The organism is Pseudomonas sp. B21-054, assembly GCF_026016345.1.
Classification (GTDB): domain Bacteria; phylum Pseudomonadota; class Gammaproteobacteria; order Pseudomonadales; family Pseudomonadaceae; genus Aquipseudomonas.
Window position 1 is genome coordinate 4,190,902 of the sequence record NZ_CP087204.1, and the last position, 25,700, is coordinate 4,216,601.

23 protein-coding genes are annotated in these 25,700 nt (G+C 63.1%); 7 read left to right on the top strand and 16 right to left on the bottom strand.

The genetic code is table 11. From position 1 onward, the window contains the following. Positions 1-74: 74 nt before the first annotated feature. From LOY70_RS18140 to gspG, 8 genes are all read right to left on the bottom strand, one after another. A complete protein-coding gene (locus LOY70_RS18140; protein WP_265028756.1) occupies positions 75-1,256 on the bottom strand; it encodes a substrate-binding domain-containing protein in 1,182 nt (393 codons plus the stop codon). A 535-nt stretch (positions 1,257-1,791) separates the two neighbouring features. Next, the gene (gene gspF, locus LOY70_RS18145) at positions 1,792-3,003 is read right to left on the bottom strand and encodes a type II secretion system inner membrane protein GspF (RefSeq protein ID WP_265028757.1); all 1,212 of its coding nucleotides are present in this window, start codon (positions 3,001-3,003) and stop codon (positions 1,792-1,794) included. Then, positions 3,003-4,421, bottom strand: coding sequence for a type II secretion system ATPase GspE (gene gspE / locus LOY70_RS18150; protein WP_265028758.1), 1,419 nt, complete (start codon positions 4,419-4,421; stop codon positions 3,003-3,005). Before gspE ends, gspF begins: the two co-directional genes overlap by 1 nt. A gap of 196 nt (positions 4,422-4,617) precedes the next feature. Further along, a complete protein-coding gene (gene gspD / locus LOY70_RS18155; protein ID WP_265028759.1) occupies positions 4,618-6,972 on the bottom strand; it encodes a type II secretion system secretin GspD in 2,355 nt (784 codons plus the stop codon). After that, positions 6,969-7,514, bottom strand: a complete 546-nt coding sequence (locus LOY70_RS18160) for a type II secretion system protein M (protein ID WP_265028760.1) — start codon at positions 7,512-7,514, stop codon at positions 6,969-6,971. Before LOY70_RS18160 ends, gspD begins: the two co-directional genes overlap by 4 nt. Then, complete coding sequence (gene gspL, locus LOY70_RS18165; protein WP_265028761.1) at positions 7,507-8,685, bottom strand: type II secretion system protein GspL; 1,179 nt, start codon at positions 8,683-8,685, stop codon at positions 7,507-7,509. The genes LOY70_RS18160 and gspL overlap by 8 nt, the downstream gene beginning before the upstream one ends. Beyond that, complete coding sequence (gene gspK, locus LOY70_RS18170) at positions 8,682-9,665, bottom strand: type II secretion system minor pseudopilin GspK (protein ID WP_265028762.1); 984 nt, start codon at positions 9,663-9,665, stop codon at positions 8,682-8,684. The genes gspL and gspK overlap by 4 nt, the downstream gene beginning before the upstream one ends. An 8-nt stretch (positions 9,666-9,673) precedes the next feature. Beyond that, positions 9,674-10,117, bottom strand: coding sequence for a type II secretion system major pseudopilin GspG (gspG, locus tag LOY70_RS18175; RefSeq protein ID WP_123413473.1), 444 nt, complete (start codon positions 10,115-10,117; stop codon positions 9,674-9,676). A gap of 149 nt (positions 10,118-10,266) precedes the next feature. Between gspG and gspI the strand changes: the two genes are divergently transcribed. Continuing rightward, positions 10,267-10,647, top strand: coding sequence for a type II secretion system minor pseudopilin GspI (gene gspI / locus LOY70_RS18180; RefSeq protein WP_265028763.1), 381 nt, complete (start codon positions 10,267-10,269; stop codon positions 10,645-10,647). 12 nt (positions 10,648-10,659) lie between these two features. Here the strand turns inward: gspI and LOY70_RS18185 are convergent, their stop codons facing one another. Further along, on the bottom strand, positions 10,660-11,091 hold the full coding sequence (locus LOY70_RS18185; RefSeq protein WP_265028764.1) for a type II secretion system protein N: 432 nt from the start codon (positions 11,089-11,091) through the stop codon (positions 10,660-10,662). 116 nt (positions 11,092-11,207) lie between these two features. Here LOY70_RS18185 and gspH point away from each other — a divergent pair, with 116 nt between their 5' ends. Next, positions 11,208-11,657 (top strand): type II secretion system minor pseudopilin GspH, encoded by a 450-nt coding sequence (gene gspH / locus LOY70_RS18190; protein WP_265028765.1) that lies wholly within the window; start codon positions 11,208-11,210, stop codon positions 11,655-11,657. Further along, positions 11,654-12,265, top strand: coding sequence for a type II secretion system protein J (locus LOY70_RS18195; RefSeq protein ID WP_265028766.1), 612 nt, complete (start codon positions 11,654-11,656; stop codon positions 12,263-12,265). Before gspH ends, LOY70_RS18195 begins: the two co-directional genes overlap by 4 nt. A gap of 5 nt (positions 12,266-12,270) precedes the next feature. Here LOY70_RS18195 and LOY70_RS18200 read toward each other — a convergent pair whose 3' ends face one another. Genes LOY70_RS18200 through LOY70_RS18210 form a run of 3 tightly spaced genes read right to left on the bottom strand, consistent with a single transcriptional unit; the run spans position 12,271 to position 14,424 of the window. Next, entirely contained in the window at positions 12,271-13,212 is a 942-nt protein-coding gene (locus tag LOY70_RS18200; RefSeq protein WP_265038113.1) for a FecR family protein, read from the bottom strand. Positions 13,213-13,249: 37 nt separating this feature from the next. Then, entirely contained in the window at positions 13,250-13,795 is a 546-nt protein-coding gene (locus tag LOY70_RS18205) for a sigma-70 family RNA polymerase sigma factor (protein ID WP_123413469.1), read from the bottom strand. Next, positions 13,792-14,424 carry a TonB C-terminal domain-containing protein gene (locus tag LOY70_RS18210; RefSeq protein WP_265038115.1) on the bottom strand — a complete coding sequence of 211 codons (633 nt, stop codon included), beginning with the start codon at positions 14,422-14,424 and terminating at the stop codon, positions 13,792-13,794. The genes LOY70_RS18205 and LOY70_RS18210 overlap by 4 nt, the downstream gene beginning before the upstream one ends. Positions 14,425-14,624: 200 nt before the next feature. On the opposite strand from LOY70_RS18210, the gene LOY70_RS18215 reads away from it, so the two are divergent. Continuing rightward, complete coding sequence (locus tag LOY70_RS18215) at positions 14,625-14,966, top strand: hypothetical protein (protein ID WP_265028767.1); 342 nt, start codon at positions 14,625-14,627, stop codon at positions 14,964-14,966. Positions 14,967-14,999: 33 nt separating this feature from the next. Here LOY70_RS18215 and LOY70_RS18220 read toward each other — a convergent pair whose 3' ends face one another. Genes LOY70_RS18220 through LOY70_RS18230 form a run of 3 tightly spaced genes read right to left on the bottom strand, consistent with a single transcriptional unit; the run spans position 15,000 to position 17,855 of the window. After that, on the bottom strand, positions 15,000-16,385 hold the full coding sequence (locus LOY70_RS18220; protein WP_265028768.1) for a sensor histidine kinase: 1,386 nt from the start codon (positions 16,383-16,385) through the stop codon (positions 15,000-15,002). After that, positions 16,354-17,040 carry a response regulator transcription factor gene (locus LOY70_RS18225; RefSeq protein WP_265028769.1) on the bottom strand — a complete coding sequence of 229 codons (687 nt, stop codon included), beginning with the start codon at positions 17,038-17,040 and terminating at the stop codon, positions 16,354-16,356. Before LOY70_RS18225 ends, LOY70_RS18220 begins: the two co-directional genes overlap by 32 nt. Next, positions 17,040-17,855 (bottom strand): MipA/OmpV family protein, encoded by an 816-nt coding sequence (locus LOY70_RS18230; protein WP_265028770.1) that lies wholly within the window; start codon positions 17,853-17,855, stop codon positions 17,040-17,042. Before LOY70_RS18230 ends, LOY70_RS18225 begins: the two co-directional genes overlap by 1 nt. A gap of 159 nt (positions 17,856-18,014) precedes the next feature. Between LOY70_RS18230 and LOY70_RS18235 the strand changes: the two genes are divergently transcribed. From LOY70_RS18235 to LOY70_RS18245, 3 genes are all read left to right on the top strand, one after another. Further along, positions 18,015-19,520, top strand: a complete 1,506-nt coding sequence (locus LOY70_RS18235) for an efflux transporter outer membrane subunit (protein WP_265028771.1) — start codon at positions 18,015-18,017, stop codon at positions 19,518-19,520. 62 nt (positions 19,521-19,582) lie between these two features. After that, positions 19,583-20,734 (top strand): efflux RND transporter periplasmic adaptor subunit, encoded by a 1,152-nt coding sequence (locus tag LOY70_RS18240; protein ID WP_265028772.1) that lies wholly within the window; start codon positions 19,583-19,585, stop codon positions 20,732-20,734. Between the two features lie 26 nt (positions 20,735-20,760). Beyond that, a complete protein-coding gene (locus LOY70_RS18245; protein ID WP_265028773.1) occupies positions 20,761-23,853 on the top strand; it encodes an efflux RND transporter permease subunit in 3,093 nt (1,030 codons plus the stop codon). Between the two features lie 42 nt (positions 23,854-23,895). Here the strand turns inward: LOY70_RS18245 and LOY70_RS18250 are convergent, their stop codons facing one another. Next, the gene (locus LOY70_RS18250) at positions 23,896-25,647 is read right to left on the bottom strand and encodes an acyl-CoA dehydrogenase (RefSeq protein WP_265028774.1); all 1,752 of its coding nucleotides are present in this window, start codon (positions 25,645-25,647) and stop codon (positions 23,896-23,898) included. Positions 25,648-25,700 lie beyond the last annotated feature (53 nt).

Sequence of the window (25,700 nt, forward strand, 5' to 3'; positions counted from 1 at the left end):
ACGAGGCTTACGAAAAAAAACAGCAACGGCTTTCGCCGTCGCTGATCGGTGTTGCTTGTCACTCAGGCTTGACGTTACAGCGGACGACCGATGCCGTTGCAGACGTTCGCATTACCGATGCTCAGTGCATTGGTTGCGGTCACGAAGCTGCTACGAATGGCGGTTTTCCAAGTCGCTGGGAGCGGCACAAAGCGGTTGGCGGTGATAGCGGCGTCGTTGTTGCTGGCCGCAGTTGCGTTGTAATGACGGGTGAAGAAGTCGCGCACCTGAGTGGTTTGCGCAGCGTCGGCATAGCACTGGCTGAAGATCAGGTTGGTAAAGCCCAGGATCGGATAGCCGGTGGCTGGGTAAGCTACTACGCTTGGATCGTTAGGGTTGGTGGTAGCCGCGAACACCGGCACCCAGGCGTTCGGGTTGGCGCGGTTGGCGGCGGCTGGTACTGGAACAGCAGCGATGGCGGCTGAAACGTTGGCTGGTGCAGGGGAAACACCGGCAACGCGGGCAACCTTGGTGGCGTCATCCAGACCCGCCAGGGTAGTCGCTGCGTAATCCGGGCTCATGTAGGTGATGCGACCTTGGACTGCGTTCAGGGCGGTCATGACACCCTCGCTACCATTAGCGGCTACAACGCTGGCTGGCAGGCCACCACTGTAGCTGGAAGCGAAGTTGGTGGTGATGGCGAAGGTGCCGGTTTCAGCGCACTTCGCGTTCAGGAAGCGGGTGAACAGCTCGGTGGTGCCGCTGCTTTCTGCACGGTAAACCACGGTGATCGTGCCGGTACGGCCCGAACCGGTGATCTGGCTCCAGTCAGTCAGACGGCCGGAGAAAACACCGCACAACTGGTTGACGCTCAGGTTGACGTTAGCAGTGCCGGTCTTGTTGAACGGAATGGCAACCGAAGTAGCGACCGAAGGCACCTGGATCAGTGGGCCCCAGGCAGTACCGTGAGCGGTGACGTAGCCGCTCAGCTCAGTGGCGCTGAGTTTGGAGTCACTGCCAGCCCAGTGCACGTTCTTCGGTGGGTTGCTGGTGTCACCCGGCTTGATCTTGGTGTAGTCGTTGTTCAGGAAAGCCAGTTTGCCGTTACCGCTGCCCACACCGAGGTAAGGGGCAAAACCGGCAGTCAATACGCCGGAAGTCTGGTACAGCGGCGCAGGCAAGGTAGCACCACCGCCATTGACATCAGCCATGGCGGCCTGAGCGGCGCAGAGGCCGGCGAGGGTCAGGGATACCGCGAGAACGTTGCGCTTAAACATGAAGAATCTCCTTTCATCGTGTTCGTACGTTGGTTGATTGACGCGTGCTTGCCGTCATGGCGCTCGGTCCTGTGCCGGTGGCGATGGGGTGAGGCCATGGGTTAGAAATTCGCAGTTTCCGGTGACAGATAAAGGAAAAAACCTCGGGAGCTGAGGGCTGTTTTTCGGGTTTTTTCCTCGGGTGTTCGAGGGCTCTGGACTAAGGGTTCAAGCTGGTTTTTCGGGGATGCGGAAAGAGTTGCCAGCGAAGTCGGCGGCAGGCCGTCGTGCAGCGGCGAAACATGACAGAACGAGGAACCCGAGTTTGGCGATGGCGAGGCTCGGGAGGTGTTGACGGCCTCAACTTTTATTTTGCTCGGTATGCTTTTGTGGCGAGGGGATTTATCCCCGTTGGGGGTGCGCAGCAGCCCCATATCAATTCGACTGACACATCGAGGCGGCAGTTGTGGGGGGCGCTTCGCACCCCAACGGGGATAACTCCCCTCGCCACAGGGACCGTGTTTGCCACACGGTGCGTGTCAACCAGAAGGGCGGGTTATTGAACCAACTGATTGATCTCGATGATCGGCAACAGCACCGCCATGACGATCACCAGCACCACCCCGCCCATGACCACGATCATCAGCGGTTCCAGCAGCGCGGTCATGCCCATGGCGCGGCGTTCGATGTCGCGGGACAGGGTCTGTGCGGCGCGTTCGAGCATCGGTGGCAGGCAGCCGGTTTTTTCGCCGCTGGCGATCAGGTGGATCAGCACCGGTGGGAAGACTTTTTCCACCCGCAGCGCGGCTGCCAGGTTGACCCCTTCGCGGACCTTGGCGGTGGCATCGCTGACGCTCAGGCTCAGGCGGTCGTTGGACAGGGTCTGGCGCGCAGCCTCAAGCGCTCGCAACAAGGGCACCCCGGCGCCGCCGAGAATCGCCAGGGTCGAGGCAAAACGCGCGGTGTTGAGCCCCAGCACGAATCGCCCGATCAGCGGCAGGCGCAGCACTCGCGCATGCCATTTCAACCGCGCCTGGGGCTTGCGCAGGTACATCCGCCAACTCCAGAAGCCACCGGCCAATATACAAAAGCATAGCCAGCCCCAGGCGCGGATGAAGTCACTGGCGGTGAGCATCGCCAGTGTCAGCCCGGGCAGGTCCTGACGGGCCTGGGAAAACGCGCTGACCACTTGGGGCACCACGTAGCTGAGCAGGAAAATCACGATGGCGATCGACACCAGCCCCACCACACCCGGATAGATGAACGCCGTGAGGATCTTGCCCCGCAGGTTGTTGCGCTCCTCGATGTAGTCCGCCAGCCGCTCCATCACCTGGGCCAGGTCGCCGGATTCTTCGCCGGCGGCAATCAGCGCGCGGTAGATTTCCGGAAAATCCCGTGGCCGCGCCGCCAGGGCTTCAGCCAGGCGCATGCCGCTGCGCACATCGGCGCGCACCGCGCTGAGGGTCTGGGCGATGTGTTTTTTTTCCGCCTGTTCCACGGTGGCGCTCAACGCCGCCTCCAGTGGCAAGCTCGCCCCCAACAGACTCGCCAGCTGCCGGGTGGCCCAGGCCAGGTCGTTGTCCGAGAGTTTGGCGCTGAACAAACCACCGCCATTGGCCGGTGTCGTGTTGCGCTCGACCTGCACCTGCAATGCCGTCAGTCCGCGACTGCGCAACAAGTTGAAAGCCGCGCCCTGGCTGTCAGCTTCCAGGTGGCCGACCTCGATCTTGCCGGTGGCGTCGGCGGCTTCAAAACGGTAGCGATTCATCAGGCGTCCCGTGTCACGCGCAGGATTTCTTCAGGGGCCGTGATGCCACTGCGCACCCAGCGCTCGCCGTCCTCGCGCATGCTGAACATGCCGGCCTGGCGGGCGGCGGCGCGCAGGGCCTGCTCCCCTGCCCCTTGATGGATCAGCGTGCGGATGTCGTCGTCGATGCAGAACAATTCATGGATACCGGTGCGACCGCTGTAGCCGGTCTGGTTACAGCTCGGGCACCCCACCGGGCGCCAGGTCCCGGGCGTGGCCGGATCAGGTTGCTTGCAGTGTGGGCAGAGCCTGCGCACCAGACGCTGGGCCAACACACCGAGCATCGACGAGGCCAGCAGGAAAGGTTCGACGCCCATGTCGATCAGGCGGTTGATCGCCGACACCGCGTCGTTGGTGTGCAACGTGGCCAACACGAGGTGACCGGTGAGCGAGGCCTGTACGGCGATTTGCGCGGTTTCCAGGTCGCGGATTTCGCCGATCATGATGATGTCCGGGTCCTGGCGCAGGATCGCCCGCAAGGCCAGGGCAAAGGTCATGTCGATCTTGGCATTGACCTGGATCTGGCTGATGCCCGGCAGGTCGTATTCCACCGGGTCTTCGACGGTGAGGATGTTGCTGGTGCTGGCGTCCAGACGAGCCAGGGCGGCGTAGAGGCTGGTGGTCTTGCCACTGCCGGTGGGACCGGTGACCAGCACGATGCCGTGGGGCTGGCGAATCAGATGATCGAGCTTGCCCAGTACGTCCGGGTCCATGCCCAGGGTTTCCAGTTGCAGGCGTCCGGCCTGTTTGTCCAGCAGGCGCATCACCACCCGCTCGCCGTGGCCGGTGGGCACCGTCGAGACGCGGATATCGATCGGTCGACCGGCGACGCGCAGGGCGATGCGACCATCCTGGGGCAGGCGTTTTTCGGCGATGTCGAGCTGGGCCATGATCTTGATCCGCGACACCAGCGCGCCGTGCAGGGCCTTGCGTGGCGAAACCACATCGCGCAGGGTGCCGTCGACCCGGTAGCGCACCACCGAATGGCTCTCATAGGGCTCGATGTGAATGTCGCTGGCCTCGTCCCGGGCGGCCTGGGTCAGCAAGGCGTTGATCATGCGGATCACCGGCGCGCCGTCCTGGGTATCCAACAGGTCGGTGATCTCGGGAATGTCCTGCATCAGACGGTCGAGGTCCACCTCATTCTCCGCCGCGCCCACCACGGCGGCGGCGCTGCCGGTGTCGGCATAGGCCGTATTGAGCAGACCATCGAGTTCCTCGTCACGCACCCGCTCCAGCCGCACCTCACCGAACTGGCGACGCACTTCGCTGATGGACCAGCCCGGCGTCGAAGGGCACACCATCAACACCGCCTCTTCCGCGGACTGGCGCAGCACCAGGCGCTGGGCCTTGGCCCAGGCGTATGGGAGGGTGTTCATGGCAACAACCCCCGGCCACTTGGCCATGCACAAAACCTGTGGCGAGGGGATTTATCCCCGCTGGGCTGCGCAGCAGCCCCCAGCCTGACACCACGGTATGCCAGGTGGAAGTTGTAAGATTTTTTGGGGCCGCTGCGCAGCCCAACGGGGATAAATCCCCTCGCCACAAATGCAGTGTTTCCAGGGTTGTTCTTCATCAGCGAATGCCTCCTTCGACAGGCACCGCCTTGATCACCGCCCTCGGCGTTTGCAGCCCGACGGGCGTGGTGCTGGGAATCGCCCGGGCCGAGGCCGGCAGTTGCGGCGCCTGCACGTCCGGCAGCGCCCAACTGCGCTCCGGTTGCAGCAGGCCCTGGGCGCGGCGCATGAAGTCGTAGCGATTGAGGGTGATGCCGCGTCCGGCCGCTGTGTCGCGGATGATGTAGGGCCGCAGGAACACCATCAGGTTGGTCTTGGTGACCTGCCGCCGCTCGTTGCGAAACAGCGCACCGATACCGGGGATGGTCGACAGCCAAGGCACCGCGTCATTGCTCTGGCTGTAGCCGTCCTGCAGCAATCCGCCGAGGACCATGATCTGCCCGTCGTCCAGCAGGATGCTGGTGTCGATGGCACGTTTGTTGGTGACGATTCCCGTGGTGCTGGAGGCGCGGTTGTCGACGCTGCTGACCTCCTGGTAGATGTCGAGCTTGACCGTGCCGCCTTCGGAAATCTGCGGGCGGACGTTGAGCTTCAGCCCCACTTCTTCACGAGTCACAGTCTGGAACGGGTTGTTGCTGGTACCGCCCCCGCCGGTGACGTAGCTGCCGCTGACGAAGGGGATAGTCTGGCCGACGAAAATGCTTGCCGCTTCGTTGTCCAGGGTCAGCAGGTTCGGCGTCGACAACACGTTGGTGCCGCCCTTGCTCTTCAAGGCCCGGGCCAGCACCTTGAGGTCGAGGATCTTGCCAATGCCTGGGATGTCCACCGTGCCGTTGACCAGGCCCAGGTTCAGGCCCTGGGGCAATACGTCGATGCTGGTCTTGCCGTTAAGGTTGAGCCCGGTGCCACCGAGGTTGACCCCGCCGATCACGCCGCTGCCGCCCAGGTTGCCGGTCTGCCATTGCACGCCGAACTCACTGGCATCGTCTTCGCCGACTTCGACGATCAGGCTCTCGATCACCACCTGGGCCCGGCGCTGGTCCAGCAGGTCGATGACCTCACGCAGGTTGCGGTACAGCGGGTCCGGAGCGGAAATCAGCAAGGTGTTGGTGGTGGCGTCGGCCTGGATGGTCACGCCACCGGCGCTGAAGGCTGTGTTCTGCTCGCTCTGGGTCGTGGTGGAGGTTGGCCCGCTGCTGCTCTTGGCGTAGCCGTTGCTGCTGGTCGAGCCGACGCCACCCGCAGGGCTGGTGCCGCTTTCGTTCCCCTGCCCGCTCTGGCCGTTGGTGCTGGCGCCCATGCCGCTGAGCACCGAGCGCGAATTGTCGTTGCCCTCGCCTTCGCTTTCCCCGGTGAGCAAGCCGCGCAAGGCCTGGGCCAGTTTCGCGGCCTGGGCGTTGCGCAGGTACACCACGTGCAGATTGCTCGGGTTGTTCTGGGCATTGTCGAGCTTGTAGATCAGGTTTCGCGCCAGCTCGGTCCGCTCGGGGCTGCCGGCGCGGATGATGATGGAATTGGAGCGCGGGTCGCCGATCACGTTGATCTTCTGGGTCTGGTCGCCGCCCTGGGTCTCCAGCAGATCGGAGACCATCTGCGCAATGTCGACGGCGATGCCGTTCTGGATCGGCACCACGTCGGTGTCGATGGCGCTCGGGGTGTCGATGCCCTCGATGAGCTGCGCGACACGGGACAGGTTCTCGGCGTAATCGGTAACGACAATGGTGTTGTTGCCGGGGTACGCATTGATCGGGTTGTTCGGCGAGACGATCGGGCGCAGCACCGGGATCAGGTTCACCGCGTTTTCGTATTGCAGGCGAAAGGTACGGGTCAGCATGCCGTTGCCGGCCGGTTTGTCGGCGCTGTAGATCGGCCCGCCCAGCAACTTGGCATCGGCTTCAGGCACCACCTGGGCCACACCACCGACGTCCACCACGCTGAAGCCCTGCATGCGCAAGGCGGCGAGCAGCATCTCGTAGGCCTGGCGGGCCGGCACCTGGCCTTCGGAGACCAGGGTCAGGTTGCCTTTGACCCGCGGGTCGACCAGGAACTGTTGCCCGGTGGAACGGGACAAGGCTCGCACGACCGCCTGGATATCTGCCTCGACGAAATTCAACGTCACCGGTTGATCACCCAAGGGGGTGGCCGCCGGAGCGCTGCTGCGCGGCTCGCGGGCGCGGGCCGTGAGATCGACTTGGTGCCGCACCGCTGGCTTCGGTTCGCGCGAAGCCTGAGCCCGTTGGCGATCCAATAGCACGTCGCCGCTGCGCTGGGTACTGCCCAACGGCATGCCCAGCTCGCTGTCCACCAGCAAGGGTGGCTGCGATGCCGGCGGCGTGCTGGTGCACGCGCCCAATGCGAGCAACAGCATCGGCGCGACCTTGCGCCAATGACGCGGGTATCTGGACCCCTTCATGAAGCTTCCTTAGCGCTTGACGCCTGGTTCATGCGAACGGTTCCGGACAGAGTGCCGGGGGTTGGGTCGGAACTGGCCGGGGCCGTGCGCTGCAAGCGGGCCTCGATCACTTCCAGGGAAAATTGCCGTGGACTGCCCAGCAGCCAGTCGATCACGCCATCGGCCGGCGCGTCGGTGAAAGTGAGCTGCCAGGCACCCGGCGCATCGGCACCCGGCGCTTGTAGCTCGTAATGGTCGCCCAGGCCGCTGCCCTCCAAGGTCTGGCGCAGGGCGGCTTCAAGGGATTGGCCCCGGACAGGTCCGCCAACGTCCCGCAGCAACACTTCGAGGGCTTCGCTCTGCGAGCGCAGCTTCGGGGTCTCGGCCTGCCAGTGGGCGATGGTTTTCAGCGGCGGCTCGATCAGCGCCAGCCAAACCAGGCCGCTACCCAGCACCAGCGCCGCCAGGGCCACGGCACGCTGTTCCCGCGCGGCAAGACCCAGCCAGGCCGCGCGAAGGCTTTGCCAGCGCGCCATCAGTTGCAGCGCAAATGACTTATTCATCATTTGCGTCCTGGGTTTCGTCGGCACTGTCCTGACCGCCCTGTCCGGCAGGCGCCACGCGCAACGTCCAACCCTGGTCAATGGCCACGACCTCGATACCCGCCTGGACCAGGGGCATTTTCCAGTCGTCGCCCACAGCGACTTTCTGCGCTTCGGCCACCCTATTCAGGCGCAACTCACCGTTTTCGAATACCAGCTCCTGCACGTTGCCACTCATGAACGGCATGACACTGCCCGCCTGCCGCACCAGACTGGCGAAGCGCTGCGCCGGGTCGGTCACCGAACCGCTCTGCCGCGCGGCGATCTGCTGGCGTGCCTGCTGCAAGGGGTTGAGAATCACTGGCAGCTCAGGAAACGCCTGCTTGACCCGTTGGATCATTTGCGCCTTGAGCCGTTGACCCTGAGCGGCTTCACGGGAGGCGTAAAGATTCAACCCGAGCACCCAGACCGCCGACGCCAATGCGCAGATTCCCACTGCCCGTCCCCACCCCCCGCGCCCGACCCGATCCCGCGTCAACCCGGCATGCAGGCCCCACCCCGGCGCGGCGCCAGTCCAGCGCTCGGTAGCGGGCAAACGATCGATTGCCGCTTTCGGCGGCTCACCCACCCAATGCAGGCCGCTGCCCATTTCCAGCAGCCACTCGTCCAGCGCATCTTCCATCAGTGGCTGGACCACGGCGTGTTGCGAGCCATGACGCATCAGCAAGTGTCCGTCGTCGATGCACGCCACCGGCCCCGACAGCACCGGCAAGGCGTACGCCGCCGGATAAAGGCCGCGCAATTTGAGGCCGGCCCGAAGGAGAATCTGGCCCAGGTTGTTCAAGGAATCGCGGTCCAGCCAGGTGACCGGCACCTGCCCGTCTGCGCCTCGCGGGCCGTGGGCCACCTGCATCTGGTCGCTGGCACCGAGCATCAGCGCCTGGGCGGCACAAATGACCGCAGCGGTGATCTTCGCCGAGGGCAACGGCGGCAGTTCCAGACTCGTCAGCAAGCTGTCGCGCGGATGAAGAAAACACTCGACCGCAAGGTTCTTCGTGTCCCGACCGAGGGCCCTCAGGCTGCTGGTTCCGGTGTCACGAACCTGGCCCTGGCGATCCAGCCAGGCAAACGCCACCGGGCTGTCGAGGCCCAGGCCGTCCAGCGGCGCCAGGGCGATGCGCAAACGACTCATACACCCACCCGCGACCAGATCACTTGGGGCAATCGGTCCTGACTGCAGTGCAGCAAGGCATCCAGCTCGACCCGCCGTTGACCGCTGCGCGCCTGGCCCCGCAAGCGGAACCAGTCACTGGTGATGCCGACCTTGACGGCGCTGGTTTCCAACTCCGGCATGCGCAGGCGATTGACGAAATCCCCACGGTTGATGAACCAGTGGCCGCCGTCGCGTTCATTGATCAGCGCCTGGGCCCGTTGCAACGACAACCCCGGTACGTAGGCGGCCAGCACCGGAGCGCTGGCGGTGTTGCCGTTGAGCCAGGTGTTGGCCGGCAGGATCGTGACGTAAGGGGCCAGCGTCTCCAGCAATGCCGGGGTAACGCCCTTGACGTTGCCCAGGTCTTGCAGGGCGCGGAGCATTGGTCGTGTCGGCGCCAAGGCGCCGGCTGCGTCCGGGGCGGTGCTTCGACCACTGTCGAACGTAGTGCTCGCGGGCATCTTGCCGGCGCGCTCCGGATTCGACTGGCGCGGATAGCCGGCAATCACCCGCTCGACGATCCGCGCCCGGACCGTGGCGGCGACGCCAAGCTGCTCGCACAGCCGCTCGAAGGCCCGCAGTTGTTCCTGATCCACCTGCTCGTTGGTCACCAGGTTACGCAGGTTGAACTTGCCCTGTTCATCCTCCAATTGCCCTGCGAATGGCGTGTCGACCCGGTCGGAGCCCGGCATCACGATAGGTTTTGCCCAGGCCTGGCCGAAGCGCGTCAAGGGGTCGCGCTGGCGGGCGTCCCAAAGTAGCTGGCGGCTCACTTGCAGGCCACCCTGCAACCGGGCGGTGCCCTGGATACGTAGCTGCTCGGCTTCCAGGCTGCGGGTGAACAGGGTCTGGCGGGTGAGCATGCCGCCGGCGATCACCGCCACCACGGCGGCGATCAGCAAGGCACTGATGACCGCCATGCCCCGCTGCTTCGCCGCTGTGGGCGAATCCGTTCGCATCACGGCCCTTATAGCTGCCAGGAGCCGATATCGGCATTCACGCCATCGCCGTCGGGCTGGCCGTCGGCTCCCAGGGAAAAGATATCGACCTCGCCGTTCGCGCCAGGGTTGAGGTAGTTATAGGGGCGGCCCCATGGATCGTTGGGCAGGCGCTCCAGGTAGGAACGCCAGGTGCTGTTCTTGGCATCGGCCGGCCGCTCCACCAACACCTTGAGGCCCTGGTTCATGCTGGGGTAGCTGCCGTGGTCCAGGCGATACAGCTTCAAGGCCTGCATCAGCCCGCCAATGTCCTGTTTCGCCGCCGTGGCGCGGGCCTGGTCGGGCCGGTCGAGGACCTTGGGCACCACCATCGCCGCGAGGATGCCAAGGATGACCACCACGACCATGATTTCAATCAGGGTGAAACCCTGCTGCCCGCGTGGACCTGGGGTATTGTAACGGGCGATCTGCATCTCGACGGTCCTTCGCTGGATTCGATTCGAGGCGCAGTGTTGCAAGAAAATATGTCAGTGATATTGAAATTGCTCAGGAGCTTGCGTCGTCATTTTGTCAAACGCGCCAGCTAGGCTTGGGGGCTGTCCTCGCCCATCGAGCCCGACCGATGCCACGCCCTGCCCAGCAAGCCGGTTTCACCCTGATCGAAGTGCTGGTGGCCCTGGCGATCATTGCCGTGGCCATGTCCGCGGCGGTGCGCGTGGCAGCGGTGATGACCCAGAGCAACGGCTTGCTGCGGGACAAATCCATCGCCCTGCTGGCGGCTCGCAGCCAACTGGCGCAATTGCGCCTGGAAGGACGCTCGGGTCCGGGTATGAAAGTCTTCGAATGTGACCAGGGGCGATTGCCGTTGCGCTGCGAACAGAACCTGCGCCCAGCGGAAGATGGGCGGATGCTGCGGGTCGAGCTGAGCGTGTTCGACCGCAGCCGCGAGGCGCCGCCGCTGGCTCGGCTGGAAACGTTGCTCAGTCGAGAAACCAGTCGATGAGGCGCCGTGATTTCAGGGACGGGTCAGCGAGGGCAAGCTCACCGAATCCGGCAATCGCGCAAGCGCCAGCCGGGTTTGCTCGCCGCCGCGCTCGATCACTACGGCTTGTGCCTCGATCGACACCAACCTCACCCCTTGGGCGACCCGCTCGCCTACCAGGAAGCTGCGCGGCGGTCCGTCGTTGAGGCTCAGGATCGCCACGGCCCCGCGAGCACCAGCCATCACCCCGCTGACCTTGATTTCCACCGTCGCCGGCTGGTTGGAGAACCATTGCAACGCCGGACTATCGGAGCCCTCGGCCATGCGTTGCGGGGCCACGTCCGGGGTGCGTGACTCGGCGGACGTCAGCAGCAGTGACGACCAGGTCGCCACCCCGGCCAGCGCCGCCAACAACCCCAGCGCCTGTACGATTTGTGCCGCGGACACTCGCTCGATGAACGTCATGGCTTGATCTCCTTTTCGATCCAGTGTCCAGCGTACGCGGCAATTCTCTCCGTTTTATTTCACATCCCTATCATCTTCACCCGGCAGGATAGGTACCGATGCAAAGGAGCGCGCCCATGTGCGGCAAGCAACGCGGTTTCACCCTGATCGAATTGATGGTGGTGCTGGTGATCGTCGGCATCGCCAGCGCCGCCGTGAGCCTGAGCATCAAGCCGGACCCGGCGAAGCTGCTGCGCCAGGATGCCCAACAGCTGGCACAACTGCTGCAACTGGCCCAGACGGAAGCGCGCACCGACGGGCGGCCAATCACCTGGCGGGGGGACGCCAAGGGGTTCGGCTTCAGCCGTCGTCTGGACCAAGGGCCGGGGCTGGACCGCTTCAAGGAAGACCCACAGTTGCACCCGCGACGGTGGCAGAGCCCGTCCATGGAGATTCGTGTGGAGCCCAAGCAGCGTGTCGTGCTCGATGCCGAATGGATCGGCGCCCCTTTGCTCATCCGCCTGTCGGACGGCCAGAACAGTTTCATCGTGCAACGCAGCCCCACCGGCCGGGTGCAGGTGCAATGAGCGGCCGGGAGACGGGCTTCACCTTACTTGAAGTCATGGTGGCGATTCTGCTGATGGCGGTGGTCAGTCTGATCGCCTGGCGTGGGCTGGACAGCGTCACCCGGGCCGACAGCCACTTGCAGGCCAGCACTGAGCAGACCGAAGCTTTGCTGCGGGTGTTGAACCAACTGGAGCGCGACGTCGCCCTGCGCGCCAGCATCGAGTTGAGCGAACCGGTCAGGCCCGGCGCCGACGACGAACCCTCGACGGCCCCGCCCGCCCTCACAGTACGCAGCACCGACGGCCAGGGTTTTCGCCTGGACGTGATCCGCGAGGCCGCCGATCTGGAGGGCGGGCTGCAACGGGTCCGCTGGTGGCTCAAGGGCGACACGCTTTACCGCGCCCAGGGCGAGTCCCGCAGCCGCTACCCTTTGCCGGCGCCGGGCGCGGGGGTTGCTGTGCTCAGTGAAGTCAGCGATGCGGGGCTGCGGTTCTGGGACAAGGAAAAAGGCTGGCGCAAACTCAGCGGCAACCAGCAGGAAAACCCGGCGGGCATCGAGATCAGCCTGACCCGGCAGACGCCCCAGGGGGCTGAACGCTATCGCCAGGTGCTGGGGCCCTTGGACTAAGCCACTTAGCTCAGCACCACCACCCCACCCGGCAACTCGGTGCACTTGGCACCGTAGGCATCGCGAATCAGCAGCGCCACGCCAGCGAGCTGATCGAGGCGGAAACGGGCCTGGACCTTGCGCAGGCCCAGTTCGCGATTGAGCAGCAACAACATGCCGGGCCGGTAGCGGTTGATCTCATCGATAACGCTCGCCAGGGTCGCGTCGTTGAACACCAGCACCTGTTCACGCCAGGCAATGGCAGACGGCACATCGGCGGTTTGCGGACTGCCGACATGACGGGGGTCGTAAGTCAATTGCATGCCTGGCTCGAGGCGAAAGTGTTGGCCTTGCACCTGGATCTGAACCACGCCCTCCAGGCAGGTCGTGCAGACGCTCTGGTCGAGATAGCGGATATTGAACCGGGCGCGGGCAGCGCTGATCCAGCCGGCGCCGGCCTGGACGCTGACCGTCGCAGTGCTGCTGCCCGACACTTCGACCTCCCCGGCGAGCAATTCCAAGTCCTGCCTGCCCTCGGCCAACGGAAGGCGACTGAGACGGGTCTGAGTATTGAGCTCAAGGCTCACGCCGGCGCCCAGTTCGACCCGACGTTGCTCGCCCACTTCGGTGACGTAATCCGCACCAAGCCCGGAAACGCCACCCGGCACGGTGGCGCGGATCAGCAGGAACCCCGCCGACGCGGCGATCGCGCCGCCCAGCAAGGCGCGCCGGCCGAAATGCCGAGGACGATGCACCGCCTCGGCGGCCGGTTGCAAGCCGTGCCACAGCGTCTTGGCCTGCTCGAATGCCCGCGCATGCTCGGGGCTTTGCCCACACCATTGGCGCAAGGCGCGGGCGTCGGCGACGGTGGCGCGTCCCGAGGTCAGCAGGATCAGCCAGTCACGGGCCTCGCTGGCCAATCGGGCCTCGGGCGTGACGTCAGGGGAAGCGATGCTGAAGATGTTCAAGCGCACACACACTCACCAAAGGGTCGGGTCTCTACTCTCAAGACGGTTTTCCCGCGCCGGGACCGAACCGCTGAATGACTTTTCTTTCCAGGCGCAGGGCGCAGTGCCCCAGCGCAGCCTTGATTTCCTTCTCCACCATGCGCGTGGAAATGCCAAAGCGCTGGGAGATTTCCAGGTGGGGGGCTTCTTCCAGGCGCGCGGCGATGAAGATCCGGCGGCGCCGCGCCGGCAACTCGTACAAGGCCTTGAGCAGTGTCTGCAATTCTTTCTGCCCGCCCACCACCCGGGCCGGGTCCAGTGCTTCGTCCGAGACCTGCAACAACTCCTCGATCTCGCTGCCGGTGAGCAGGCGGGCATCGGATTGCCGGCGGTCGGCGGCGATGTTCAGGGCCATGCGATAGAGATAGGCATTGGGCTGGGCGATGTCCGGCGTGTCGACCATGCGATCGACTCTCAGGTAGGTTTCATGCAGCACATCGTTGGCCAGCTCCTCGGAGCCCAGGCGCCTGCGCAAGCGCACCCTGAAATCCTCATAGGAGGTGAGGAACAGCTTGACCATCGGGCTACGGCCAGTGTCTTTCATTGCCCGGACACCTCTTCCCCTGCTGTGCATTCCATGCTTTTTCCTGATGAGTCGGGTAACAAAAGCAGGGTCACCGGCTGGCGCAGCGAACTGGGTGCCGGGCGGTCGATCCTGAGGTTTTGCAAACTGTTGACCAGGGCCTTGTCGCGCAATACATCGCCCGTGGAACTGACCAGCCGACTGTGTTGCACCACGCCGTCGCGGCCGATCCACACTTGCAGCACCGCACGAAAACTGCCCGGCCTGGTCAACGGCGAATGACACAGGTTGCGCTGGATCACCGCCTGGATCGATGCCGCATAGTTGCTGTCGCTCAAGCCAGGGGTGGTGCCGGGGGGCAGTGGCACCTCGCGGACCCGCACCGGTTGCAAGGTGAATGCATCCGCACGGGCGTAATGCGCAGCCAGCCCGGTGCCGCTGAGCAGCACATTCAACCCTTGAGCGGGCGTGAACAGCCCTTGGACGCCTAAGGTCTGGCGCCGGCTCGACAAGGGGTGATCCACCAGTACCGCCATGCCAGTCGCGCGGCTGAATTGTTCAAGGGCCGTCGTCAGCTCCTGAGGGGCGATGTCCAAGTCCACCAATCCACTGGCCTGGACCGGCTCGGCCAGTAAACACCACGCAACCACCAGCCGCCCCAGGTGCGTCCTGGCCGATCCACGCCTGCGTCCGCCCCCGGTTTTGCCCTGTTGCACGACTGACGTATCCGTTGAAAAACGTCATCCTGATGGGTATTTATGAATGTCGTATGACAACTGATACAAATCCTCCGGGCCGCACTAGACTGACCACGAAGAATCATCCCCCTTGGCGGGTCAAGAGGTCAGTGATGAAACAATGGATGAGCATGACAGCCGGCATCGGGCTTCTGATGGCCTTGCCCTGGGCCCAGGGCGAAGATGCCCCGGGCTGTATCGAAGTGACCGTCGGCGGCTATAAAACCCCGGACTACAATTGCCTGAGCCGGCAGATGGGCAACGATCCCCATGCCGAGACTGCCGCGCAACACGTGCAGGATGGGCTGAATGTACCGATCGACAAACGCGCACCGAACAACATCGGCCTGGCGACCCCGGCGGCCACGGGTGTGCGCATGGGCAACACCTTCGGCACGTCGGTCAAACCCCAGCGGCCGCCCGCGCCAGCGGTCAATTCGCCGCTACCCAAGTAGGCGCTTATGGGGACATGCCCAGCGCCGCTCGTTTCACGGGTTCACGCGGGCCTGGCTTACCTGGTCATTCGACAGCACGAATCGGAGTCCCGGTTCAGCTTGCTCGACGGTGAAGTGCCAGCCATGGGCCAGGGCAATTTCCTGGCAAATTGCCAAACCCAGCCCGGCGCCATGGTCTCGGCGGTGGGCAGCGCGCCAAAAGCGTTCGAACAGCAACGGCAATTGCGCGCTATCGATGCCTGGTCCTGCATCTCGTACGATTATTTTGTCGTCATGAATGTCGATGCTGACCACCGTTTTGACCGGAGCATGCTGGATAGCGTTCTCTAACAAATTCTTGAGCAAGGTGAACAAGGCCCCCCGGTCAGCCCTCCATATCACATCGTCTGCCGCGCAAACTCTCAGGCACACGTCAGCGGCCGACGCCATGCGCTGCATGTAGTCGATCGCTTCCTCGACGGTCTCTTGCACCCGGACGAGGCTGAAAATGTAGTTGTGCGCCTCGCTTGCTTCCGCCAAGAGCAAAATCTGCTGCACCTGCCGGCTCATGTATTGGACGTCGCTCAGCAGTGCGTCGCGGTGGCTTCCGGCATCCTCCCTCAATTCGATTTGCGCACGGATCAGCGCCAGGGGCGTTTTCAACTCGTGCGCGGCGTTGCCGAGAAAATCCTGCTGCACGCGATAGCCGCGTTCGAGGCGATCCAGCACCTGGTTGAAACTGTCGACAAGTGGGGCGATTTCCGACGGCACCGCTTCGATGTTCAGACGGGCGTTCAGGGAGCGCGGGGAGATTGCCGTGGCGGACTGGGACAGGTCTTGCAGGGGTTTGAGGGTGTAGCGCAAGGTGATGTAGGTGCACAAGCCGAAGGCAACAAGCAGCACAAGGCTGAACAGGATGATGCCAGCGCCCACCAACGGGAGGGCAACACGATGGAGCAGCCCCATGAATCTTGTGCTGACAGCGACCTGGAAAAACCACGTCCGGCCTTCGTGTAAAACCGGTTCAGTGGCACCGTACAATGTCACATCGTTGTGCTCGAAGTCGAAGCGACCACGCTCAAGGCGCAGCAACTCGCCGTCAGTTGGCCAGAACTGCGCCCAGGCACTCGACAGCAACGCCACATTTCCGGCGTCATCCAGAATCCGATAAGCGACTTCATGGTTCAGGCTGACGAAGACCCATCCCAACTCATCGGCGTCCTCGTAGAATCCAACGGGCCTGCCATCGTCGTTGAAGCGAATGTCTTGCGCCAATTCTTCCACGAGGTCGGCGAAGTCCATGCGCGCCAGGACGTCGCTCTGCAATGCGAAAGCGGCAGCGATCACCAGCAAGGTGATGCTGAGCAGCACGCCGGCCACATAGGCCAGCAGGATTTTCAGTCTCAGGCTATTGGGCTGGATCATCTTCACGAAGCGCATAACCAAGACCTCTCACATTGGCTATTCGCTGGCGTGAGCCAATGGCGAGCAGCTTGCGACGAATACGATGAAGGGCGACATCCAGCGCGTTGGGGGTGACCGCATCGCTTAACCCCCAGGCCGCGGCCTCCAGTGTGGCTCGACGCACGACCTCATGATGCTTGCGCAAAAGCAGCAGCATGATGTGCATTTCCGCCGGTGCGAGTGTGATGCTCTGCCCGGCGCAACACAGCGCGCCAGTGTCAGGACGCAGGGTCAAATCACCATGATCGAGGTCGAGTGTACGAAACTCCACGGGCCGGCGTAGCAATGCCTTGACCCGCGCCACCAGCTCATCCATGGCGAAGGGTTTGGGGAGGTAGTCATCAGCCCCGGCGTCCAGGCCCTCGACGCGGTCATGCAACGCATCGCGCGCGGTCAGTACGAGACAAGGAATGCCCAGCCCGGCCTTGCGCAACTTCGGTAACAGGACAAGACCGTCACCATCGGGCAACCCCCGGTCGAGGATCACCGCCTGATACGACATCTGCTGGACAGCAGCCCATGCGGCATCGATACGATCGACCACATCGACGGCGATACCCGCAGCCGCCAGCCCTTTGCACATCAACTGGGCGAGTCGTTCATGATCCTCGACAAGCAGTATCCGGCTCATCAGAAACGGTACACGTAGCCAAAGGTGAGGTTGTTCTGGGTGGATTGATCCACCAGCGGACTGTCTTTGATTTCGGATGACAATTGGGTGACCTCTGCATCGACAAAAACGGAATTATGGTTATCGAATCGATAGACGCCGCGCAGGCCCAGCTCGATGTTCACACCGGACTTGCCCTCATAAAAATCACGATTGGCAAGCACTTCGCTCTCCCGGACGCCAAAATAGTAGTCAACATAGTTGCTGTCCTGCCATGTCGCGACAGCACGTGGTGTCAGCATAACGTGCTCGTTGATCTGCCATGTCCTTTCCAATCCAAGGCTGACACTTTGCCCCTTGCTGTGACCCGAAATGTCATGGAGCCACTCCAGGCTGACGTCCGCCAGACCGGTTTGCCAATCGACTCTGGCGCCAGCCCAGAAACTACTTTTGCGGTCGCTCATGCCTTCGAGAATATCGGCATCGTCATCTTCATAACCGCTTGAGTCATATTTGCCGACCAGGCTGAAATCGATTCCATGGGCCTCGGTGATCGCAAGACCCGGCAGTTTCAACGCCACGTTGGGGCCGAACAACCGGATGTATGAGTTCTCGAACTGTATCAGCGGCAACGCCTCGGTATCACGATCAATTCGGCTGTAGGGCTTCTGGGAGCTCTTGGCACCGATGCCCACGCCCCAGGACGATGAAGTGTGCGGATCGTCCTCGGCCTTCACTGTCGCAGGAAAAACCAGCGCTACGACAAATATCGCCGCAAACGCCTTGTGAATGTACGGAACGTGGAAAATCGAGACCGGCGACAAGAGCGTACGCATAACCGTTTCCTGTAATTGCGTTGGGAAGTCGCATCATCAAGGCGCTCTTCTTACGCATTACTTACCGGAACGGTTTTTTCGATTTTATCGCCGGTAAGTGTCTGGAAAGTCGCATTACCGGAAGGTCTCTCCTGTCGCCGACACAGATGAGAGCACCGCATGCCATTCCCTACCACCTCTATCACGAATCCAGCCGGATCGCGGCGTGGATTGGCGGCTATCGGGCATGCACTGTCCACCGTGGCCCTGGCAAGTGTGGCGATAGCGCTGCTGGGTTGCTCGTCCGGAATGTCTAAACCGATTCCGGGTGGGATCAAACCTGTAGCGACACGATGGCACGCGCCGTTGCCCCATGGCGGGCGGCTTGAAGCAATGAGTCAATGGTGGGCGCAATTCGATGACCGTCTGCTGCTGCGCCTGCTGGAGGACGGTCAACGTGCCAGCCCGACACTCGCCCAGGCCGCCCGCAACATCGCGGATGCCCGGTCAGCGTACGTTACCGGCCGGGCTGCCCTGCTCCCTTCCCTTGAAGCGAACGCCAGCGCGAGCCGGGGACGTAGCGATCTTGATAGCGCGAAGGGCAATAGCTACGCGGCAGGTCTACGGGCCAGTTGGGAGCTGGACATTTTCGGGAAGAATCGCGCCGCCACTGACGCAGCCTCTGCCAGGCTGGAGTCCAGCCAGGCCGGCTGGCACGATGCGCGGGTTTCCCTGGCTGCCGAGATAGCAACGACTTATGTCGACTATCGCGCGTGCGAGGCACAGACCCGGGAGGCCGAGATCGATGCCGGATCGCGGGCGCAGATTGCCGGGCTGACCAGGCTTGCGGTAGCTGCGGGCTTTCGCTCGCCATCTGCAGCCGACCTGGCCAACGCCAGCGCAGCCCAGGGTCGGGTTAGCGTGGTGCAGCAGAAGGCGCAATGCGACCTCCTCGTCAAGACACTGGTGGCCTTCACGGCACGCGATGAAATGGCGCTGCGACAAGATCTTGCCAGCGCTGCCGCACGCCTGCCGCGACCGGCTGAACTCAGTATCGCCAGCGTACCGGCTTCGGTGGTCACACAACGCCCCGACGTCCATGCCGCCGCGCTGGATCTAATGGCCGCGAGCGCCGACTCGGATCAAGCACAGGCCCAGCGCTGGCCGAAGATCACCCTCAGCGGCGACATCACGCCAACCCGCCTCCACAGCGCAGGCGTCAGCACCGATGGAGTTGTCTGGGGCGTGGGGCCGATCTCCATCACCATGCCGCTGTTCGACGGTGGCGTGCGTAAAGCCGAGGCACAGGCGGCCCTCATCCGCTACGAAGCGACGGCGACGATTTTCACCGCCCGCGTGCGCGAAGCCGTGCGAGAAGTCGAAAACGCCCTCGTGTCCCTGCAAAGCACAGCGGCACGCAGCGCGGATACCGGAGTCGCCGTTGAAGGATTTACACGCTCCTACCGGGCAACGGAATCGGCGTACCGGTCCGGAGTGTCCAGCGTATTCGAACTGGAGGATGCACGCCGCAGCCTGGTGACTGCGCGCAGTACGGCGATCGAACTGGATCGCGAGCGCGTCAACGCCTGGATTGCGCTCTACCGCGCGACAGGTGGCGGCTGGTCCACCACTGACCTGCCCAAGGCCGGCCTTCCCTCGAAGTCAAACAGCAAAAAATCCCCCTAGAAGATCCTTACACGCTTTGGCGACCGCGCTGTTTCGGGCGGGCCGGCATCAGGAAAGAGATGATGAACAGCACCTATTTTTACGTAGCGCTTATCGCGGGCATCGCTTTGGTTGTCACCAGCATGGCCATCACCGTTACCGGCCAATCGGAACGCAGTGAACCCGTTGCCGCCAGGCCCGCGCTCACAGTCACCCTGGCCCAACCACAGTTCGATCTGATGCCTATCAAGGTCTCGGCGAATGGCAACATCATGGCTTGGCAGGAAGCCAGCATCGGTACCGAGGCGGACGGCCTGAGGCTGGCCGAGGTCAAGGTCAATGTGGGTGACGTGGTGCGCCGTGGCCAGGTCCTCGCGGTGTTCGCCGCGCATACGGTAACCGCCGAACTGGCGCAGAGTCGTGCGGCGACCGCGGAGGCGCTCGCGGCACAGGCAGAGGCGACCGCCAACGCCGGCCGAGCCCGAGAACTTCGGGAAACCGGGGCGATGTCGGCCCAGCAGATCCAGCAATACCTGACGCAGGAGCGCGCTGCCCAGGCGCGTCTGGAAGGTGCACGCGCAGTAGAGAAAACACAGCAACTGCGCCTCGTCCAGACGCAGGTGCTGGCACCTGACAATGGGGTGATTTGCGCACGAAGTGCCACGGTGGGTGCCGTGCTGCCCGCCGGCCAGGAACTGTATCGGATGATTCTGGGTAACCGCCTCGAATGGCGCGCCGAAGTGGCCGCCGCAGACCTGGCCAAGCTGAAAGTGGGGCAAACCGTTCAGGTCAAGCCGGCGGGTGGAGAGCCGATTACCGGCACATTACGCATGATTGCTCCCCTCATAGATATTCAGACCCGCAACGCAATGGTTTACGTCGACCTGCCGCAACCTGGCGCCGCGCGCGCCGGAATGTTCGCCCACGGTGAGTTCGAAATCGAGACGCGACGACTGCTGACCCTGCCGCAAACATCCGTGGTGCTGCGCGACGGATTCAGCCATGTGTTTCGTATCGGGGCGCAGTCCAGAGTCGTACAAACCAAAGTCACCACAGGCCGACGCACAGCAGATCGCGTGGAGATTGTCAGCGGTCTCGACATCTCTGCCCAAGTCGTCGCGGTAGGCGGAAGTTTTCTGAGTGACGGCGACCTGGTGCGCGTCGTTACCGAGACTTCCTCTGCCGATCATCACCGGGCATCCAATCCTGGCATTGCTCCCATCGTCTTGAAATGACGTCTTGCAACGAATAGGTGCACACGATGAGCCTGAATATTTCCTCTTGGTCGATCCGCAATCCGACGCCGTCGGTGCTGCTTTTCATCCTGCTCACGGTCGTGGGCCTGATGGGGTTCGTGGCGATGAAGGTGCAGAACTTTCCCGATATCGATCTGCCGACGGTCACCCTAACCGCAAGCCTGCCAGGCGCCTCCCCGGTTCAACTGGAAAACGACGTTGCCCGCAAGATCGAGGATTCGCTCGCGGCGATCCAGGGCGTGAAGCATATCCAGAGCACGCTGACTGACGGCGAGGTCAACATCACGGTCGAGTTCAACCTGGAGACACCCACGCAGGAGGCAGTCGACGACGTCCGCGATGCGGTTTCCCGGGTACGCGCCGACCTTCCTGGCGACCTGCGCGACCCGGTGATCCGCAAGGTTGAACTCGCCGGTTCGCCGATCCTGACCTACACGGTGGACGCCACGAGCATGGATGGCGAGGCGTTGTCCTGGTTCGTCGATAACGAACTGAGCAAAGCGCTACTCGCCGTGCCCGGCGTTGGCCAAGTGACTCGTGTCGGTGGCGTCACTCGCGAAATACGCGTGGATCTGGACCCGGCGCGGTTGCTGGCGCTTAACGCCAGTGCCGCGGACATCTCACGCCAGTTGGAGCGGGTGCAGCAGGAAGCGTCAGGCGGCCGTGTCGAGCTTGGCGCCATCGAGCAGTCGGTGCGTACGATTGCAACGGTCGATTCGGCGCAGGAGATGGCCGCCTTGGAGATCGCGCTGAGCGACGGCCGCCACATCCGGCTCGACCAGGTGGCGAATATCTACGATACAACGGCTGAACCCCGCTCCGCTGCCTTTTGGAACGATAAGCCCGTGGTGGGTTTTGAAATCGTTCGCGCTCGGGGCGCAGGCGAAATCGAGGTCGCCGAGGGCGTGCGTGCGGCCATCGAAACAATGAAGAGCAAGCGCCAGGATATCTCGATCGTCGAAGCGTTCAACTTCGTCGATCCGGTGGTTGAAACTTACGCGGGCTCGATGCAACTGATCTATGAGGGCGCGGTGCTCGCGGTGCTGGTGGTGTTCCTGTTTTTGCGGGACTGGCGGGCGACTTTGATTGCCGCAGTGGCGTTGCCGCTATCGGTCATTCCGACCTTCGCGATGATGCACCTGATGGGCTTCAGCCTGAATATCGTGACCCTGCTTTCGCTATCCCTGGTGATTGGCATTCTGGTTGACGATGCGATCGTCGAGATCGAGAACATCGAGCGACACCTGCGAATGGGCAAGACACCGTATCAAGCGGCCATGGAAGCGGCTGACGAAATCGGACTGGCCGTCGTGGCGACGACCTTTACCTTGGTTGCCGTGTTCCTGCCGACCGCCTTCATGAGCGGCACGGTCGGCAAGTTTTTCGTCCAGTTTGGCTGGACGGCTGCTACCGCAGTCTTCGTCTCGCTGGTCGTTGCCCGCATGCTGACGCCGATGATGTGCGCCTACCTGATGCGTATTCCCAAGAAACTGGCCAAGCCGGAGCCCTGGTGGATGGGCGGTTATCTGTCATCGGCACGCTGGTGCCTGCGCCATCGACGCCTGACCATGACGGGCGCGTCGGCATTCTTCTGCGCCGGCCTGCTGCTCGCCGTGCTACTGCCTGGCACCTTCATCCCTGCCGATGACGACTCGCAAACCCAGGTCACGTTAAGCCTGCCCCCCGGCAGCAAGTTGAGCGACAGCATTGCCTTGGCTGAGCGAGCGCGACGAATCCTGAAGCAGAACGCTCATGTACGAACGGTCTATACCGCAATCGGCGCGGGTACCGCGGGGGCCGATCCCTCCGAACCGGCAGCCCCCTCGGCCGCACAGGTTCGCAAAGTGGTGCTGACGCTGAACATGACGCACCGTAGCGAGCGCACGGGACTGCGCAAGCAAGCACTTGAGCAACAATTGCGCGATGCGTTGGCGGTACTGCCTGCGGTTCGGGTCGCGGTCGGCATGGGTGGCTCCAGCGAAAGCTACATCCTGATGCTCGCTGGCGAGAACAGTCGGGAGCTTGAACAGCATGCGCAACAAGTCGGGCGTGAGTTGTCCAGCATTCCTGGCCTCGGTGCGATCACGTCGACGACGAGCCTGGTGCGCCCGGAACTGATCGTAAGGCCCGACTTCGCCCGAGCTGCCGATCTGGGGGTTACTTCGGCGGCGATCGCCGAAACGCTGCGTGTCGCGACGCTGGGCGACTATGACCATGCCTTGGCAAAGCTCAACCTCAGCGAGCGTCAGGTGCCGGTGGTCGTGCGGCTCAACGACACGGCCCGCAGCGACTATGAACTGCTCAAGCGGCTGCCGGTGCCCGGCGCACGCGGTCCCGTGCCGTTGGACAACGTGGCGACGCTGACACTGGGCGGCGGGCCTGTCGAAATAACGCGCTACGATCGATTGCGTCACGTCAACTTCGAGATCGAGTTGAACGGTCGCGCGCTTGGCGAGGTGGAACGCGCCGTGCTTGCGCTGCCCAGCGTAAAAACGCCGCCGTCCGGCATCACGCAAACCGCGCTGGGGGATGCCGAAGATATGGGTGAGCTGGTCACTGGCTTCGCTGTCGCCATGCTGACCGGCATCCTGTGCATCTATATGGTGCTGATCATGCTGCTCAAGGATTTCGTGCAGCCCATCACCATCCTGGCTGCGCTCGTACTGGCAATACCCGGCGCGGTTCTCGCGCTCTACCTCACCGGTTCAGCGTTGTCGATGCCTTCAATGATCGGGCTGATCATGCTGATGGGCATTGCGACGAAAAACTCCATTCTGCTGGTCGATTACATCGTTATCGCCCGACATGCGCATGGCCTGACGCGCACGGATGCCATCCTCGACGCCTGCCACAAGCGGGCTCGGCCCATTGTAATGACAACCATTGCCATGGCTGCGGGCATGCTGCCAATCGCACTCGGTTGGGGAGGCGATCCGAGTTTTCGTGCGCCCATGGCAATCGCTGTCATTGGCGGGTTGATCTCGTCGACTTTCCTGAGCCTGCTAGTGATTCCAGTGATCTACAGCTTCGTGGATGATGCTGCTCAGTGGGTAAGAGGTCGAGCTGAAATCGCTGTGGCTGGCTCGTCCAACCTCTAGCGCTCCTCAACCCACAGCGGGCAATACCTGTACTTACCAAACTCACTCCAAAAACGGCAGCGGCGCCTTGGCTGCGCGAATGGCAGCGATCCGGTAATCGGCTTGCGGCAACAGATACGCAAAAAAGAAGCGGGCGGTGTCCAGTTTGCCAGGGCGCAGTGGGTCACCCTCGGGCAGCAACCGAGCGACCCGCGCCGTCCGAGCCCAGGCAAAAGCCAACAGGGCCATACCGCACAGATCCAGAAAATCTCCAGCGACTCGATAGGGGTATTCGCCCTCCTCGGCTGCCTGGTCATGGATCCCTGCCTGCACCCCCTCGAGCTTGTCGCAGAGCAGCGCCAGCTCAGTGCAAAAGCTGGCGCAACCTGCTCCGACCTCCCGGGCTTCTTCGCGCAAAACCCTCAGTAACTGGTGGAAGGCGCGACCTTCATCGCCCAGTACTTTGCGCAACAGCAGGTCATTGGCCTGAATCTCGTTACTGCCCTCATAAATCATTGCGATTCGACTGTCGCGCAGGGTCTGCTCAATGGCGAACTCGGTGACATAGCCGTAGCCACCGAACACCTGCAAGGCATTGCTGGCCAAACGGAACCCCTGCTCAGTGAAGAACGCCTTGATCACTGGCGTCAACAGCCCCGCCAGCTGAAAGGCCTGCTGTCGAGTCGCCAGGTCCGGGTCATGCTCGGCCTGATCGAGTAAGTGTGCGGCCCAATAACCGACGGCGCGCATGCCCTCGGTGTAAGCCCGCAGTTCCAGCAAAGCGCGACGTATGGCTGGGTGATAGTGGATCGGGTCGGCAGCCTCGGCGCCAATGCCGTCCGGTCGATTGGGCGCACGCATTTGCTTGCGCTCCAATGCGTAGGCGTGGGCATTCTGCCAAGCGGCTTCGGCGTGTCCCAGCCCCTGCAGGCCGACCTGTAATCGCGCCGAATTCATCATCACGAACATCGCCGCCAAACCGCGATTCGCCTCGCCAATCAGCCACCCCCGGGCGCCGTCGAACGTCAGCGAGCAGGTGGCGCTGCCCTTGATGCCCATCTTGTGTTCAATACCGTCGCAGCGCACGGCGTTGCCTTGGGCGCCATCCAGGCGTTTAGGCACCAGAAACAGCGAAATACCACGACTGCCGGCGGGCGCCCCGGGCAATCGAGCCAGCACCAGATGCAGGATGTCTTCGGTCAGGTCGTGTTCGCCTCCGGAAATAAAGATCTTGTTGCCACTCAGCCGATAGCTGCCGTCACTCAGCGGCTCGGCGCGGCAGCGCAGCAGGCCGACGTCGCTGCCCGCCTGGGGCTCGGTCAAGCACATGGTAGGCAGCGCCTCACCGCTGACAATCTGCGGCAGATAACGCTCTTTGATCCACTGCGGTGCATGGGCCTTGAGGCACAGGTAGGCGCCATGGGCGATGCCGGTGTACATGGCCCAGCCGTGGTTGCTGGCATAAAGCATTTCCTGCAGTGCGGCATCGAGCAGTTGCGGCAGCCCTTGGCCGCCGAAAGCTTCATCACAGGCCAGCGCCGGCCAACCGCCTTCGGCGAATGCCCGGTAAGCCTCGACAAAACCGTCCGGGGTACTGACCCGGCCTTCTTCGAAACGGCAGCCCTGGCGATCACCGTTGCTGTTGAGCGGCGCCAAAACGCCCGTACTGAAACGTCCGGCTTGTTCCAGAACCTGAATCGCGAGCGGTAAGTCCAGGGTGCCGAATGGGGACATTCGACCCCACGCCCGGGGTGCCTGCAGCCAGTGTTCGAAAATGAATTGCATGTCGCGCAACGGCGCCTGGTAGTGCCACATGGAAAGCCTCATAGCGTCGAGAACGGCAAGGGTCTACGGCCGGTCACCATTCG

Coding starts and splice junctions, on each gene's coding strand:
- LOY70_RS18140 (WP_265028756.1), bottom strand. CDS start 1,256: ATGTTTAAGCGCAACGTTCTCGCGGTATCCCTGACCCTCGCCGGCCTC.
- gspF (WP_265028757.1), bottom strand. CDS start 3,003: ATGAATCGCTACCGTTTTGAAGCCGCCGACGCCACCGGCAAGATCGAG.
- gspE (WP_265028758.1), bottom strand. CDS start 4,421: ATGAACACCCTCCCATACGCCTGGGCCAAGGCCCAGCGCCTGGTGCTG.
- gspD (WP_265028759.1), bottom strand. CDS start 6,972: ATGAAGGGGTCCAGATACCCGCGTCATTGGCGCAAGGTCGCGCCGATG.
- LOY70_RS18160 (WP_265028760.1), bottom strand. CDS start 7,514: ATGAATAAGTCATTTGCGCTGCAACTGATGGCGCGCTGGCAAAGCCTT.
- gspL (WP_265028761.1), bottom strand. CDS start 8,685: ATGAGTCGTTTGCGCATCGCCCTGGCGCCGCTGGACGGCCTGGGCCTC.
- gspK (WP_265028762.1), bottom strand. CDS start 9,665: ATGCGAACGGATTCGCCCACAGCGGCGAAGCAGCGGGGCATGGCGGTC.
- gspG (WP_123413473.1), bottom strand. CDS start 10,117: ATGCAGATCGCCCGTTACAATACCCCAGGTCCACGCGGGCAGCAGGGT.
- gspI (WP_265028763.1), top strand. CDS start 10,267: ATGCCACGCCCTGCCCAGCAAGCCGGTTTCACCCTGATCGAAGTGCTG.
- LOY70_RS18185 (WP_265028764.1), bottom strand. CDS start 11,091: ATGACGTTCATCGAGCGAGTGTCCGCGGCACAAATCGTACAGGCGCTG.
- gspH (WP_265028765.1), top strand. CDS start 11,208: ATGTGCGGCAAGCAACGCGGTTTCACCCTGATCGAATTGATGGTGGTG.
- LOY70_RS18195 (WP_265028766.1), top strand. CDS start 11,654: ATGAGCGGCCGGGAGACGGGCTTCACCTTACTTGAAGTCATGGTGGCG.
- LOY70_RS18205 (WP_123413469.1), bottom strand. CDS start 13,795: ATGAAAGACACTGGCCGTAGCCCGATGGTCAAGCTGTTCCTCACCTCC.
- LOY70_RS18215 (WP_265028767.1), top strand. CDS start 14,625: ATGAAACAATGGATGAGCATGACAGCCGGCATCGGGCTTCTGATGGCC.
- LOY70_RS18220 (WP_265028768.1), bottom strand. CDS start 16,385: ATGCGCTTCGTGAAGATGATCCAGCCCAATAGCCTGAGACTGAAAATC.
- LOY70_RS18225 (WP_265028769.1), bottom strand. CDS start 17,040: ATGAGCCGGATACTGCTTGTCGAGGATCATGAACGACTCGCCCAGTTG.
- LOY70_RS18230 (WP_265028770.1), bottom strand. CDS start 17,855: ATGCGTACGCTCTTGTCGCCGGTCTCGATTTTCCACGTTCCGTACATT.
- LOY70_RS18235 (WP_265028771.1), top strand. CDS start 18,015: ATGCCATTCCCTACCACCTCTATCACGAATCCAGCCGGATCGCGGCGT.
- LOY70_RS18240 (WP_265028772.1), top strand. CDS start 19,583: ATGAACAGCACCTATTTTTACGTAGCGCTTATCGCGGGCATCGCTTTG.
- LOY70_RS18245 (WP_265028773.1), top strand. CDS start 20,761: ATGAGCCTGAATATTTCCTCTTGGTCGATCCGCAATCCGACGCCGTCG.
- LOY70_RS18250 (WP_265028774.1), bottom strand. CDS start 25,647: ATGTGGCACTACCAGGCGCCGTTGCGCGACATGCAATTCATTTTCGAA.